The 13,666-nt window shown below is 62.1% G+C and carries 9 protein-coding genes and 1 pseudogene; 9 read left to right on the forward strand and 1 reads right to left on the reverse strand.

Going from position 1 to position 13,666, the window contains the following annotated elements; genetic code table 11:
* The first annotated feature begins 16 nt into the window (after positions 1–16).
* The 8 genes from nhaC to PH586_RS22375 all read left to right on the forward strand — a co-directional run bounded on the left by nhaC (position 17) and on the right by PH586_RS22375 (position 10,985).
* Complete coding sequence (gene nhaC, locus PH586_RS22340; RefSeq protein WP_271350014.1) at positions 17–1,513, forward strand: Na+/H+ antiporter NhaC; 1,497 nt, start codon at positions 17–19, stop codon at positions 1,511–1,513.
* 255 nt (positions 1,514–1,768) lie between these two features.
* Positions 1,769–2,560 carry an enoyl-CoA hydratase/isomerase family protein gene (locus tag PH586_RS22345; protein WP_271350015.1) on the forward strand — a complete coding sequence of 264 codons (792 nt, stop codon included), beginning with the start codon at positions 1,769–1,771 and terminating at the stop codon, positions 2,558–2,560.
* Positions 2,561–2,589: 29 nt separating this feature from the next.
* Positions 2,590–3,750, forward strand: coding sequence for an acyl-CoA dehydrogenase family protein (locus tag PH586_RS22350; protein WP_271350016.1), 1,161 nt, complete (start codon positions 2,590–2,592; stop codon positions 3,748–3,750).
* 10 nt (positions 3,751–3,760) lie between these two features.
* Complete coding sequence (locus PH586_RS22355; RefSeq protein ID WP_271350017.1) at positions 3,761–5,866, forward strand: acetate--CoA ligase family protein; 2,106 nt, start codon at positions 3,761–3,763, stop codon at positions 5,864–5,866.
* A 10-nt stretch (positions 5,867–5,876) separates the two neighbouring features.
* Complete coding sequence (locus tag PH586_RS22360) at positions 5,877–7,487, forward strand: 5-guanidino-2-oxopentanoate decarboxylase (RefSeq protein WP_271350018.1); 1,611 nt, start codon at positions 5,877–5,879, stop codon at positions 7,485–7,487.
* 19 nt (positions 7,488–7,506) lie between these two features.
* Complete coding sequence (locus PH586_RS22365) at positions 7,507–8,709, forward strand: pyridoxal phosphate-dependent aminotransferase (RefSeq protein WP_271350019.1); 1,203 nt, start codon at positions 7,507–7,509, stop codon at positions 8,707–8,709.
* Complete coding sequence (locus PH586_RS22370) at positions 8,702–10,120, forward strand: aldehyde dehydrogenase family protein (RefSeq protein WP_271350020.1); 1,419 nt, start codon at positions 8,702–8,704, stop codon at positions 10,118–10,120. Before PH586_RS22365 ends, PH586_RS22370 begins: the two co-directional genes overlap by 8 nt.
* Before the next feature lie 157 nt (positions 10,121–10,277).
* The gene (locus PH586_RS22375; protein ID WP_271350021.1) at positions 10,278–10,985 is read left to right on the forward strand and encodes an NAD(P)H-dependent oxidoreductase; all 708 of its coding nucleotides are present in this window, start codon (positions 10,278–10,280) and stop codon (positions 10,983–10,985) included.
* 556 nt (positions 10,986–11,541) lie between these two features.
* On the opposite strand, the pseudogene PH586_RS22380 reads toward PH586_RS22375, so the two are convergent.
* Positions 11,542–12,037 (reverse strand): annotated as a pseudogene (locus tag PH586_RS22380) (hypothetical protein); the annotation flags it as partial.
* Positions 12,038–12,802: 765 nt separating this feature from the next.
* Here PH586_RS22380 and PH586_RS22390 point away from each other — a divergent pair.
* The gene (locus tag PH586_RS22390; protein ID WP_271350022.1) at positions 12,803–13,516 is read left to right on the forward strand and encodes a SapC family protein; all 714 of its coding nucleotides are present in this window, start codon (positions 12,803–12,805) and stop codon (positions 13,514–13,516) included.
* Positions 13,517–13,666 lie beyond the last annotated feature (150 nt).

The following is a 13,666-nucleotide window of genomic DNA, read 5'->3' on the forward strand; positions in this document are numbered from 1 at the left end:
TTGGGAGATAACAACAATGAAGCTCCGCAAACTGTCCGCTCTGGACGCGCTGCTGGTCGGCGCCGTCCTGCTGGCACTGATCGCCGGCTCGCTGAGCCTGTTCGATGATCCGATGTCCGGTCCGCTGCAACTCGCGTTGATCATGGTGGGCTGCTTCGCTGCCTTGATCGGCATGAAAAATGGGGTCACCTGGGCTGAACTGGAGCGCGAGATAGTCGCCACCAATGCCAAGACGGTGGGGGCAATCTTCATTTTCCTGTCGATCGGCGTGCTGATCGGTGCCTTTATCATCGCGGGTACGGTACCAACCCTGCTGTATGCCGGGCTCAGCCTGCTGTCGCCGGCCTTTTTCTACCCCCTGGCTTGTCTGATCTGCGCCATCGTCTCGCTGTGCATCGGCTCTTCCTGGACCACCGCAGCGACCATCGGCGTGGGGCTGATGGGCACCGCCCACGGTTTCGGCCTGTCGGCGGAAATAACCGCGGGTGCGGTAGTCGCGGGCGCCTATTTTGGCGACAAGATGTCACCGTTGTCGGAAACCACCAACTTGGCTCCGGCCGTGGTGGGCTCTGATCTGTTCGCCCATATTCGCCACATGAGCTGGGTGTCGGTGCCCAGCTTCCTGATCGCCCTGGTGCTGTTTTCCATCCTGGCGCTGACTGCGGATATCCAGGGTGAGGCCGTTTCCAATGTCGGCGAACTCAAGGCGCAATTGGCCGGCTCGTTCAATATCGCCTGGTACAACCTGATTCCACTACTGGCCTTGCTAGGCCTGTCGGTGCGCAAGGCGCCGGCCTTTCCAGCGATCATGCTGTGCAGCATTCTGGCCTGTGTGTTTGCGGTACTGTTCCAGGCGCCGGTGATCGAGCGCTTCATGGCCGACAGTGGCCAGACCGGTGCGCTCATGGTGGTCAAGGCACTGTGGACAGTGATGGCCACCGGTTTTGTTTCGAGCAGCGGTAACGAGGTGGTCGACAGCCTGCTCAGCCGTGGTGGCATGGCCGGCATGGTGTTCATGGCCTTCCTGGTGTTCTGCTCGATGATGATGACCGCCGTGCTCGAGCGTATTGGCTTCATCCGCTTCTTGCTCGCTCTGATCGTGCGCAGCGTGCACTCGGTAGGCGCTTTGATCGGCGCGACTCTGGCCACCAGCATCGGCGTCAACGTGCTGACCGGTGACCAATACCTGTCCCTGGTACTGCCTGGGCAGATGTGGAAGGAAGAGTACCGCCTGCGCGGTCTGGCCGCGGTCAACCTGTCACGCACCATCGAGGATGGCGGCACCGTGACTTCCGCGCTGATCCCCTGGAACGCCTGCGCCGTGTACATGGCCGCAACCCTGGGGGTCGCCACCCTGTCGTATGCGCCTTTCGCCTTCTTCAACTGGATCAACCCGATCATCGCGCTGATCTACGGCATCTTCTGCATCAAGATCCTGCCGCTGGTCAGCCACGACTCTGAGCCTGAGCCGCAACTCGCGTCAGCCAAGCCGCTGGTCGCTGCTGCCGGCTAACCACGGGCTTCGCTGGGTTGCATCACAAAGGCCTGGCCGGCAACGGTCAGGCCTTTGTTTGGCTGCTGTAAGCGGTTGTTCGAAGTTGTAACGCATGGTCGTTAAAAAATAAAAAACCTAATAAATACAGGTAGATAGAGAGTTGTTTCTAGCTGCGGTAATTGATTGCCACGCTATTGAACAAGTGTTTAGTATTGCATCTCGGAGAGGGCGTGTATCCCGTTCTTCTCACCAAAATAAAAGCCGAGGATTCTCATGAGTACTGCATCGAGTCTGTTGACCCAAGTGGAAGGCGGCGTCGCCTGGATCACCCTGAATCGTCCCGAACAACGCAATGCGTTGGACATCCCCACGCTCAAGGCCTTGCATGCTTTGCTCGATGAACTCAGCGCCGACTCCGCCGTGCGCGTGTTGGTGCTGACCAGCAGCGGCAGAAGCTTCTGCGCCGGCGCTGATCTGGCCGAGTGGGCTGCGGCCGAGGCGCGTGGCGATCTGGAAAGCTACGGCTGGACCGAAGCCGCCCATGCCCTGATGACTCGTCTGCATGCCTTTGCCAAGCCGACCGTTGTCGCCATCAACGGCACTGCGGTCGGTGCCGGCATGGATCTGACCCTGTGCTGCGATTTTCGTCTGGCTGCGCAGTCGGCACGCTTCAAGGCCGGCTACACCAGCATGGCCTACGCGCCGGATGCTGGCGCCAGCTGGCATCTGCCGCGCCTGATCGGCAGCGAGCAAGCCAAACGCCTGCTGTTCCTCGACGAACTCTGGGGCGCCGAGCGGGCCCTGGCCGCCGGTCTGGTCGGTGAAGTCTGCGCCGATGAGCAGTTGCTGGCAGTGGCCGGCGAACTGGCGACGCGCCTGGCCAGCGGGCCAACCTTGGCTTTCGCCCAGACCAAGGCCCTGATCGAGGCCGGCGCCCAGCGCAGCCTGGCCGAGCAGCTCGAGGCCGAGCGCCAAGCCGGCCTGCTCTGCGGTCGCAGTGAGGATGGCGCCGAGGCCCTGCGCGCCGCCATGGAAAAACGTGCCCCCCTATTTATTGGCCGCTGAAGCGCTGCCTTACACCACAGGACATAGCGATGAATTTTCAACTCAGTCATGAACACGAAATGCTGGTCGACACGGCGCGCAGCTTCGTCGAAAAAGAATTGCTGCCCCATGAAGAGGCGGTTGACCGCGCCGATGCAGTTTCCCCCGAGTTGGCTGCAGAGATTCGCAATAAGGCGATCGCAGCGGGCCTCTATGCCTTCAACATGCCCGAAGAAGTGGGCGGCGGTGGGCTGGACTATTTCTCCCAGGCGCTGATCGAGCGTGAGCTGTCCAAGTGTTCATGGGCTCTGCATGTATTTGTCGCGCGGCCGTCGAAAATTCTTATGGCGTGCAAGGGTCAGCAGATCGACGACTATCTGCTGCCCACCGTGCGCGGCGAAAAGATCGACTGCTTCGCCCTCACCGAACCGGGTGCCGGCTCCGATGCCAACGCAATCAAAACCCGTGCGCTACGCGACGGTGATGACTTCGTCCTCAATGGCAGCAAGCACTTTATCAGCCACGCCGGCCACGCCGACTATGCGATCGTCTTCGCCGTCACCGACAGCTACGAGAAAAACGGCAAGAAGCGCAACGCCGTAACCTCCTTTCTGGTCGACCGCGACACCCCCGGGATGACCATTCGCCGTGGGCCAAAGTGTGTGAGCAACCGCGGTTATCACACCTATGAAATATTCTTCGACGACTGCCGCGTACCTGCAAGCAAAGTCCTTGGTGAAGTCGACAAGGGATGGGAAGTGGCCAACGCCTGGCTCACGGCTGGCCGCGTGATGGTCGCCGCCAACTGTGTCGGTCAAGCCCAGCGCGCCATGGATCTGTCGCTGCAATGGGCTGCTGACCGCCAGCAGTTCGGCAAGCCGATCGGTACCTATCAAGGCGTATCGTTCAAGCTGGCCGATATGGCCACTGAGATTCGCGCCGCTGAGTTGCTGGCGCTAAACGTCGCCTGGAAGATGGATCAGGGCAGCATGACCGATGCCGATGCCGGCATGGCCAAGCTGTTTGCCAGCGAAGTGTTGGGCAAAGTAGCTGACGAAGCAGTGCAGATCTTCGGCGGCATGGGTTTGATGGATGAGGGCCCGGTGGAGCGCATCTGGCGGAATGCGCGGATCGAGCGGGTCTGGGAAGGCACCTCGGAGATCCAGCGTCACATCATTTCCCGTGAACTGTTGCGGCCGCTGTTGCGCTAAGGGGATCGTCATGAGCCAAAGAGACAACCTCAAACGCCTGCTGGCGCCGCGCCATCTGGCCTTTATCGGCGGGCGCAGCATGGCCCGCGCCCTCAAACGCTGCGCCGAAGGCGGCTATGCGGGTGACCTGTGGTTGGTCAATCCGCAACATGCAGAGCTGGAAGGCGTGCCCTGTGTGGCCAGCATCGCCGAGTTGCCCAGTGGCCCGGATGCGGTGTTTATCGCCACTAACAAGGAGCTGACCGTGCAGGCGGTGGCCGAACTGGCCGCCAAGGGTGCGGGCGGCGTCATCTGCTACGCCTCCGGTTTCGCCGAAACCGGCGCCGAGGGCGAGGCGCTGCAGGCCCGCTTGCTGGAAGCGGCGGGTGACATGGCCCTGCTCGGGCCGAACTGCTACGGCTTGCTCGACTACCTACACGGCGCGGCGCTGTGGCCAGTGGCCCATGGCGGCCAGTTGGTGGAGAAGGGCGTCGCGGTGCTGACCCAGAGTGGCAACTTCGCTTACAACCTGTCGATGAGCGACCGTTCACTACCCGTGGCCTATATGGCCTCGGTGGGCAACCAGGCGCAAATGGGCGTCGCCGAGTTGATGGACGTGCTGCTCGACGAGCCACGCGTCACCGCTATCGGCCTGCACCTGGAGGGGCTGAAGAACGTTCCCGGTTTTGCTCGTGCGGCGCACAAGGCGCTGAAAAAGGGCATTCCTATCATTGCCCTGAAAACCGGGGTGTCGCAGATCGGTGCCGAGTTGGCCCTTAGCCACACCAGTTCCCTGGCCGGTTCCGATGCCTTGTATGACGCGCTGTTCGAGCGTCTCGGGGTGATCCGCGTGAGTGGCCCGGTAAGCTTTGTCGAAACCCTCAAGGCGGCGGCCTGTGGCAATTTGCCGGCGGGGCCGAGTCTGGCCGCGATGGCCTGCTCCGGTGGCGATGCCGGGCTGATCGCCGACTACGCCGAACGCAACGGTCTGGGTCTGCCGCCGCTGGACGAAAACCAGCGCAGCGAACTGGCCGAGGTGTTGCCGAGCTATGCCAATATCGTCAATCCGCTGGACTTCACCACCGCGATCTGGGGCGATAGCGAAGCGCTCGACAAGATGCTCGACAGCGTCTTGCGCAGTCCGGCCGATGCCGCTCTGCTGGTGCTCGACTATCCCGACGAAGCCTCGGGTGAGCGCCCGCAGTGCGACCTGCTGCTGGAGCTTTACTGCGCCGCGCTGGCGCGTCACGGCAAACCGGGGTTCGTCGCCTCGGCCTTCCCCGAGCTGCTCCCGGCCAGTGCTCGCGAGCGTTTGCACGCGCACGGCGTGGCGGCTCTGCAGGGGGTCGAAGATGGCCTGGCGGCCTGGGGCCGTATCGCGCATTACCGGCAGCGCCGCGAGGCCTTGCTGGCGCGCGGTGAATCGGTCCTGACGCCGATCTGCCCGCAAGCACTGACGGGTAGCGGCCGCTTGCTCGACGAGTGGCAAGCCAAGCAGGCCTTGAGCAGATTCGGCCTGCCTTTGCCTGAGAGCATGCTGAGCACCCCCGGGCAGGTGCTGGAGGCGGCGCAGGCGTTGGGTTATCCGCTGGTGCTCAAAGTGGTCAGTGCCGATTTGCCGCACAAGACCGAGGCCGGTGGCGTGGCGCTCAATCTGGGCAACGCCCAGGTTCTGCAAGCGGCGCTCGACGACATGCGCGTCAGTCTGGCGCGGCATGCTCCCGAACTGACCTTCGAGCAGGTGCTGCTGGAGCGCATGGCGCCGGCACCGCTGGCCGAACTGATTGTCGGCATCAAGCGTGAGAACGGCTTCGGCCTGGCCCTGGTGCTCGGCGCCGGTGGGATTCTTGTGGAGTTGCTCAAGGACAGCCGCAGCCTGTTGCTGCCGACCACCGATGCGGCGATCCGCGAGGCGCTGCTGAGTCTGCGTAGCGCCCCACTGCTGCAAGGTTTTCGTGGTCGTCCGGCGGTCGATCTGGATGCCCTGGTGCGGGCGATTCGCGCGGTGGCGGAGTACGCCTGCGAGCACGCCGAGCAGCTGCTGGAGCTAGACGTGAATCCGCTGCTGGTGAATGCCCAGGGCGCCGTTGCCGTGGATGCCCTGATTCGTCTCGGCCAACCCGCCGATCATTGTTGAGGACCACCCCATGACCACAATAAAAGCTTTGACCGGCGGCCAGGCGTTGGTGCGTCTGCTGGCCAATTACGGCGTCGACACCGTATTCGGCATTCCCGGGGTGCACACCCTGGAACTCTATCGCGGTCTGCCCGGCAGCGGTATTCGCCACGTGCTGACCCGTCACGAGCAGGGCGCCGGCTTTATGGCCGACGGCTATGCGCGGGTTACCGGCAAGCCCGGGGTGTGCTTCGTCATCACCGGACCTGGGGTGACCAATGCCGCCACGGCGATCGGCCAGGCCCATGCCGACTCGATCCCGATGCTGGTGATCTCCAGCGTCAACCACAGCGCCAGTCTCGGCAAGGGCTGGGGTTGCCTGCACGAAACCCAGGATCAGCGCGCCATGACCGCGCCGATTACCGCCTTCTCGGCGGTGGCCACCAGCGCCGAGGATCTGCCACAACTGATCGCCCGCGCCTACGCGGTGTTCGACAGCGAACGGCCGCGTCCGGTGCATATCTCGGTGCCGCTGGATGTACTCGCCGAGCCGATCACCCGCGACTGGAGTGCCGAGGTAGTACGTCGCCCAGGCCGTGGCCTGCCGAGTGCCGAGGCGTTGCAACAGGCCGTCGACAAACTGGCTGGCGCCAAGCGGCCGATGATCATCGCCGGCGGCGGTGCCCTGGAAGCCGGTGCCGCACTGGCAGCGCTTAGCGAGCGGCTGGCTGCGCCGCTGTTCACCAGCGTCGCCGGTAAGGGCTTGTTGCCACCGCAGGCGCCGCTGCATGCCGGCGCGACCCTGTGCGTCGAGCCCGGCTGGCAGCTGATCGAGCAGGCCGATATGGTGCTGGCCGTCGGTACCGAAATGGCCGACACCGACTTCTGGCGCGAACGCCTGCCGCTGACCGGCGAGCTGCTGCGCATTGATATCGACCCGCATAAGTTCAACGACTTCTACCCGTGCAGCGTGGCGCTCAAAGGCGATGCGCGGCAGACCGTTGAAGCGCTGTTGGCCGGTTTACCGCAGCAGGCGCGCGATCCCGCGTCGGCCATTGCCGCGGTGGCCGGGCTGCGTGCGGCCGTCGAGGGCGGCCAGGGGCCGTTGCAACGCATTCATCAGGCGATTCTGGCGCGCATCGCCGCCGTGCTGCCGGACAACGCGGTTATTAGCACCGACATGACTCAGTTGGCCTACAGCGGCAACTACCTGTTTGCCAGCCGCGCGCCGCGCAGCTGGTTGCACCCCACCGGTTACGGCACCCTCGGCTACGGTCTGCCAGCGGGTATCGGGGCCAAGCTGGGCGCACCCGAGCGCCCTGGCCTGGTGCTGGTCGGCGATGGCGGCTTTCTCTATACCGCCCAGGAACTGGCCACCGCGGTGGAAGAGCTGGACAGCCCGCTGGTGGTGCTGCTGTGGAACAACGATGCCCTGGGGCAGATCCGCGACGACATGCTCGATCTGGACATCGAGCCGATTGGCGTATTGCCGCGCAACCCGGATTTCGCCGCACTGGCCGGTGCCTTCGGTTGCCAGGTGCGCCAGCCACAGAGCCTGGATCAGCTGCAAGACCAGCTGGCGGCGGGCTTCAGCCATCCCGGCGTGACCCTGATCGAACTCAAGCACGCCTGCGCCCTATAAGGCGGGCAAGGAGAACTAAATGCGTTTTTCAAAACTGACCCAACGTATCGCCGGTGACGGCGCCGCTGCCTGGGATATTCACTACCGTGCCCTGGCCCGCCAGGCGCGCGGCGAGGACGTGCTGCTGTTGTCGGTCGGCGACCCGGATTTCGACACGCCGCAGCCGGTGGTGCAGGCCGCCATCGACAGCCTGCTGGCCGGCAATACCCACTACACCGAGGTCACCGGCAAGCGTGCGCTGCGCGAAAGCATCGCCAAGCGCCATGGGCTGCGCAGCGGTCAGGCCGTCGATGCCGAGCAGGTGGTGGTGCTGGCCGGTGGCCAGTGCGCGCTGTTCTGTGTGGCCCAGTGCGTGCTCGAGCCCGGCGATGAAGTGATAGTCGCCGAGCCCATGTACGTGACCTACGAGGCGGTGTTCGGAGCCTGCGGGGCCAAGGTCATCCCATTGCCGGTGCGTCCCGAGCATGGCTTCCGGGTGCAGGCCGAGGACGTCGCTGCGGCCATCACCCCGCGCACCCGCGCCCTGGTGCTGAACAGCCCGCACAATCCGTCCGGTGCCAGTCTGCCGCGTGCTACCTGGGAGGCTCTGGCCGAACTGTGCATCAAGCATGACCTGTGGCTGATTTCCGATGAGGTGTACAGCGAGCTGCTGTACGAGGGTGAGCACGTCAGCCCGGCCAGCCTGCCGGGCATGGCCGAGCGCACCGCGACCCTCAACAGCCTGTCCAAGTCCCACGCCATGACCGGCTGGCGGGTCGGCTGGGTGGTGGCGCCGCCGGAGCTGGCCGAACACCTCGGCAACCTGGCGCTGTGCATGCTGTACGGCTCGCCAGACTTCATCCAGGACGCCGCCTGTGTCGCCTTGGAGGCGCAATTGCCGGAATTGGAGGCGATGCGCGAAGCCTATCGGCAGCGTCGCGACCTAGTCTGTGAGTGCCTCGCCGACTGCCCCGGATTACGCCCGCTGAAGCCCGACGGCGGCATGTTCGTGATGGTCGATATACGCGCCACCGGGCTGTCTGCCCAGGCGTTCGCCGACCGCCTGCTCGACCGCCATGGCGTCTCGGTGCTGGCCGGTGAAGCCTTCGGCCCCAGCGCCGCCGGACATATTCGCCTGGGCCTGGTGCTCGGCAGTGCGCCGCTGCAGGACGCCTGTCGACGTATCGCCCGCTGCGCCGCCGAGCTGATCGAGGAAGGGATCGAGGAAGCCTGCCATGCATAAGCACACCCAGTTGTTTATCGATGGAACCTGGGTGGCGCCCGCAGGCAACGGTCTGGCCGAGGTGCTCAATCCTGCGACCGAGCAGGTCGTAGGGCTGGTGCCGTTGGGCGACGAGCGTGATGTCGAGCGTGCGGTACAGGCCGCGCGTCGGGCCTTCCCAGCCTGGGCCGCGACCCCGGCCAAGGTGCGCGCCAGCTATATCCAGGCCCTGGCCGATCAGCTCGAGGCCCACGCCGCCGAGATGGCAGCATTGATCACCGCCGAGCTGGGCATGCCGGTGCAATGGTGCCGGTCGATCCAGGTCGACGGGCCACTCGAAGGCTTGCGCCACTACGTCGAAGTCGCCGCCTTGATGGATGAGGTGCGCGAGGTCGGCAACTCCCTGGTATTGCGCGAGCCGGTGGGGGTGTGCGCCTTCATCAACCCCTGGAACTACCCGCTGCATCAATTGCTCGGCAAGCTTGCTCCGGCGCTGGCTGCCGGCTGCACCGTGGTGGTCAAGCCGAGTCAGGAGACGCCGCTGCATGCCTTCCTGCTGGCGCAGATTATCCAGTCAATCGGCTTGCCGGCGGGGGTGTTCAACCTGGTCAGCGGCCCCGGCGCCAAGGTCGGCGAGGCGCTGGCCAAGCACCCAGAGGTGGACATGGTGTCATTCACCGGGTCCACCGGTGCCGGCGTGCGCGTGGCCCAGGCCGCTGCGCCGTCGGTCAAGCGGGTGTGCCTGGAGCTGGGCGGCAAGTCGCCGCTGCTGATCGCCGAGGATGCCGATCTGGCCGCCGCGGTGCGTTATGGCGTGCAAGATGTGATGCTCAATTCCGGGCAGACCTGCACCGCACTGACGCGCATGCTGCTGCCGGCCAGCCGCTACGCCGAGGCCCTGGAACTGGCCATGGCGGAGACCGCGCGCCTGCGCCTGGGCGACCCACTGGATCCGCAGAGCTTCCTCGGCCCCATGTGTTCGGCCGGGCAACGGCGCACGGTGCGCGACTACATCCGTATCGGTCAGGAAGAAGGCGCGCGCCTGCTCTGTGGTGGCAACGAAGTGCCCAGTAAGTTCGAACGCGGCTTCTACCAGTTGCCGACCCTGTTCGCCGACGTCGACAACCGCATGCGTATCGCCCAGGAAGAAATCTTCGGCCCGGTGCTCTGCCTGATCCCCTATGCCGACGAAGCGCAGGCCGTGCAGCTGGCCAACGACTCGCCGTTCGGCCTGTCCAGCGGCGTCTGGGCCAGTACGCCAGAGCGCGCCTTGAGTCTGGCGCGGCAGTTGCGCGCGGGCCAATGCTTTATCAACGGGGCGGCCTTCAATTACCACGCGCCATTTGGCGGCTACAAGCAGTCGGGCAATGGTCGCGAATGGGGCGAGGAGGGCTTGGCCGAGTTTGTCGAAATCAAGGCCGTGCAGTGTTGAGGCGTTTGCCTAGGCTCTGCTGCGCCTAGTCTGGCTCTAACTCGTGAGAGCTTGAAGTGAGTTGAACTGGTAATCCTAAACGTAGGGTGGGGCACGCCTAGGGCTAACAGACGCGGCCCGACCCACCCAGGGCCCTGTAAATGCAAAGGAAATTCTTATGAAGGTACTGATAGTCCACGCTCACCCCGAACCGCAATCCTTCACCACGGCGATGCGCGACCTGGCGGTGGAGACCCTGCAGGGCCAGGGCCATGAAGTGCAGGTTTCCGATCTCTATGCAATGAACTGGAATCCGGTGGCCAGCGCTGCCGATTTCGTCGAGCGTGAGAACCCTGAATATCTGGTGTATGCCCTGGAACAGCGCCTGGGCGTCAAGAAAGGTTGTTTGGCCGCAGATATCCAGGGCGAACTGGACAAGCTGCTGTGGGCCGACACGCTGATTCTCAACTTTCCGCTGTACTGGTTCGCGGTGCCAGCCATCCTCAAGGGCTGGCTCGACCGGGTACTGGTGTCCGGGGTGTGCTACGGCGGTAAGCGTTTCTACGACCAGGGCGGCTTGCGCGGCAAGCGGGTGCTGGTCAGCCTGACCCTGGGCGGACGCGAGCACATGTTCGGCGAGAATGCCATCCACGGCCCGCTGGAAGACATGTTGCGGCCCTTGTTGCGCGGCACTCTGGCCTATGTCGGTATGGACGTCCTGGCGCCCTTTGTTGGCTGGCACGTGCCCTATATCAGTCACGAGGCGCGTCAAAGTTTCCTGGTTGCCTACCAGCAGCGCCTGAGCGGACTGGAACAGGATCAACCCCTGGCGTTCCCGCGCCTGGAACAGTTCGACGAGCGGCTCTACCCCTTGCCGCAAGCCTGAGTGGAGGCCTCTCTGGTTGCCATCTCCTGGAACGGCTGCTGGCAGCCAGTCCCCCAGGCTGTTGGTTAACGGCGGCGAGGGCGTTGAGGGCTGGCCGAGTTCGTCGCTATTAAGGCCAGTCGCCGCTTTGTGGCGACAGCTGGGAGGGCAGTATTGCCTGCAAGGTGAACCCGTGGTCGGTACGCGACTTCACTTTGCTCCAGCTGTCCGGCTCTGGCGTGCAGAGGTCAGGCCTCTGGCCTCAAGTGGAAGGGTCGAACGCGACAAAAAATTGGTCGTCGGTGATCTCTGGTGCGGGCCTGAGTATCACTCTGCACTGGCTGTGCTTAATACGTCAGGCCATATAAAAGTGGGCGCTCCTGGAGCTCAATAGATAGGCATGCTGGCGTTTGGGCAGGAGCAGTCTTATATCCGGCCTGTTTGAGCATGCCAGATAAGCCTGCTGGCCCTGCTGGAATTTGCTGATGAGGCCCGCACCTGAAGATCGACCTGTGGGCAGTACCCTGGCTCATTTCCCTATCAGGTCTAGCCCTTCACAGTCTGACCTCTTTCGCCATCACGGACTTACCGCCTGCGCTCCTTGTGAAGGCCTTAGGCTTCTGTTTTCGATGCCCTGTAGGCATGCGGAAAAAAGCTCGGCCCGGTACGGAGAACTCCTGGCAAGTACAGCCCAAAGGGTTCTGGCGAGCATGTTAGCCCGCGCTGCCAGCGCCAGGTTCCGAATGACCCGCGCCCACTGCTCGCGCAGTTTCTCCAGCAATATCGGAGGCGCCTGACTTTCTGCATCGCGAAGGCATCCGCAATGGTTTTGCTCAGCTGGGCATAACCCTCGGGCAACAGAATCCCAAAAGCATAAAACAGGCCTCGTAAGCCGTTGCTCTGCATAATGCGAAATTTCAGCAGTTGGGCGCAGATGCGATGCAGCGAGAGGATCGCCCGCTTATCAGTTTGTTTGACCGCGACCAAGCAAGTTCCACATAGCCGCACCTCTGTCCATATCGTTTGGGCATCAGCCGCAACGGTTTATTTCGCAGTACGAACGGGCGCGCTGAATCGCTCTGGGTTTTCTGGACATTCTCCAGGCTCTGGGAGTAGCGATTCTCGTGCTCTACCGGCGATAGCTGATTTGCTATGGCCAATTCATTCATCAACAGGGCTTTGCACTTTCTCGGCGTTATTCCAGTGTTCGGCCCGAACATTTAAACGATCTGGAATGCGCTGGGTTTTCTGAGGACGAGACAGCGCGTAGATCCGACGTACACCTCGGCTAGACACAGTGAATCGCCAACATCGACTCCAAACTCTTGGGGTGCGTCAGTTGGCTAGTCGTAGAGCGTAGTGGTGGGTTACGTTGCCGGGCGCTGTAGTTTAAATGTATGGATATCATTATGTGTGACGTTGTCAGTTGCGTTATGTAAGCAGGTGGTTAATAAGTTCGGGTGTAATAATACGAAGGTAAGTGCGAACCTTGAGATGCATCAGGAGAAGAAAGGAAGCATGTATTTGTTCTGGGCCAATGAAATACGAGACCCAATCCAATAGTCGCAGTTTCACTCGGATTGTTGTAGTCGGTAAGGGGTCTGAAGATTGGCGCCAATTTATGATTCCTGCGGTGCCTGAAGTTTGGCGTCAGTACATGTTCTATATGCCGCCTGATAATTGACGTCATCTTATTAGCTATACAGTGCAAAGTGTCGACTGGTTCCGCATTTCTGGGATATTTATTGTTCTGATCAATCCTTGGGTGTTTTTTGGCACTTTGAACGGTTATAAAGATGTGGCCTATCAATCAAAAATCAAATAATTGAGAGACCACAATGCCGGAACTTTTGTTTTATCAGCGCCCTACGGTCCTGAATAAAGATACGCACAAGGCCATGCGTTTTTCGCCGGTGAAAGACTTCGGGTTCACCAGTAAAGTGAATTCGGTTCCTCTTCTGGCCATCGAATTTTTTGAGTCAAGTCGCGATCTTCCGGTGCTGTTCAGTCAGGATCAGGACGGGTCGTATTTTCCCATTGTCTTGCTCTCATTGAAGAATCAAGGGCACGAACAAGTCGACGCTAGCGGTCGATGGCTGGGTAACTACACACCGGCCTTCATTCGTCGTTATCCGTTCGTGCTGAGCGGCGACAAGAATGTCTGTTTTGACGCTGACTACGCCGGCCTGGCTGACGCGCAAGGCGAAGGCGAGCTGCTGTTTGCCGATGATGGCACCTATACCGATACCCTGAGCAAGATTATCGAGTTTGTGACGAACTTCGATGCAGAGCACCTGCGTACCCGTGAGTTCTGTCAGGCAGCAGCCGAGCAGGATGTATTCAAGCCTTTCGTTTTGCAGGTGGTGACGGCAGACAAGAAACCGCTGCGTCTGGATGGCCTGTTTGTAATCGATGAGAGCAAGCTTATGGCGTTGGAGGACGAGGTTGTCACCAGCTGGTTCCGCAAAGGCTACCTTGCCTGGGCTTATGCCCACCTGCACTCCCTCGGTGCTTTGCAGCGTTTAAGCGAACAACTCAATACCCGCTCCTGATCACCCGAGATCCGTCTCGCCGTGACTATCTGATCGTACCCGCCTGACGGTACCCGCCTCGGCTTTGCCGAATGAAGTTGTTTCATCATCATTAATAGATTGGGCCGAAAAATGAAGTTTCCTCGCCATCCGTTAGCACTGGCTATTGGT

The sequence above is a fragment of the Pseudomonas aestuarii genome (assembly GCF_027988105.1).
Lineage (GTDB): Bacteria > Pseudomonadota > Gammaproteobacteria > Pseudomonadales > Pseudomonadaceae > Aquipseudomonas > Aquipseudomonas aestuarii.

Coding starts and splice junctions, on each gene's coding strand:
- nhaC (WP_271350014.1), top strand. CDS start 17: ATGAAGCTCCGCAAACTGTCCGCTCTGGACGCGCTGCTGGTCGGCGCC.
- PH586_RS22345 (WP_271350015.1), top strand. CDS start 1,769: ATGAGTACTGCATCGAGTCTGTTGACCCAAGTGGAAGGCGGCGTCGCC.
- PH586_RS22350 (WP_271350016.1), top strand. CDS start 2,590: ATGAATTTTCAACTCAGTCATGAACACGAAATGCTGGTCGACACGGCG.
- PH586_RS22355 (WP_271350017.1), top strand. CDS start 3,761: ATGAGCCAAAGAGACAACCTCAAACGCCTGCTGGCGCCGCGCCATCTG.
- PH586_RS22360 (WP_271350018.1), top strand. CDS start 5,877: ATGACCACAATAAAAGCTTTGACCGGCGGCCAGGCGTTGGTGCGTCTG.
- PH586_RS22365 (WP_271350019.1), top strand. CDS start 7,507: ATGCGTTTTTCAAAACTGACCCAACGTATCGCCGGTGACGGCGCCGCT.
- PH586_RS22370 (WP_271350020.1), top strand. CDS start 8,702: ATGCATAAGCACACCCAGTTGTTTATCGATGGAACCTGGGTGGCGCCC.
- PH586_RS22375 (WP_271350021.1), top strand. CDS start 10,278: ATGAAGGTACTGATAGTCCACGCTCACCCCGAACCGCAATCCTTCACC.
- PH586_RS22390 (WP_271350022.1), top strand. CDS start 12,803: ATGCCGGAACTTTTGTTTTATCAGCGCCCTACGGTCCTGAATAAAGAT.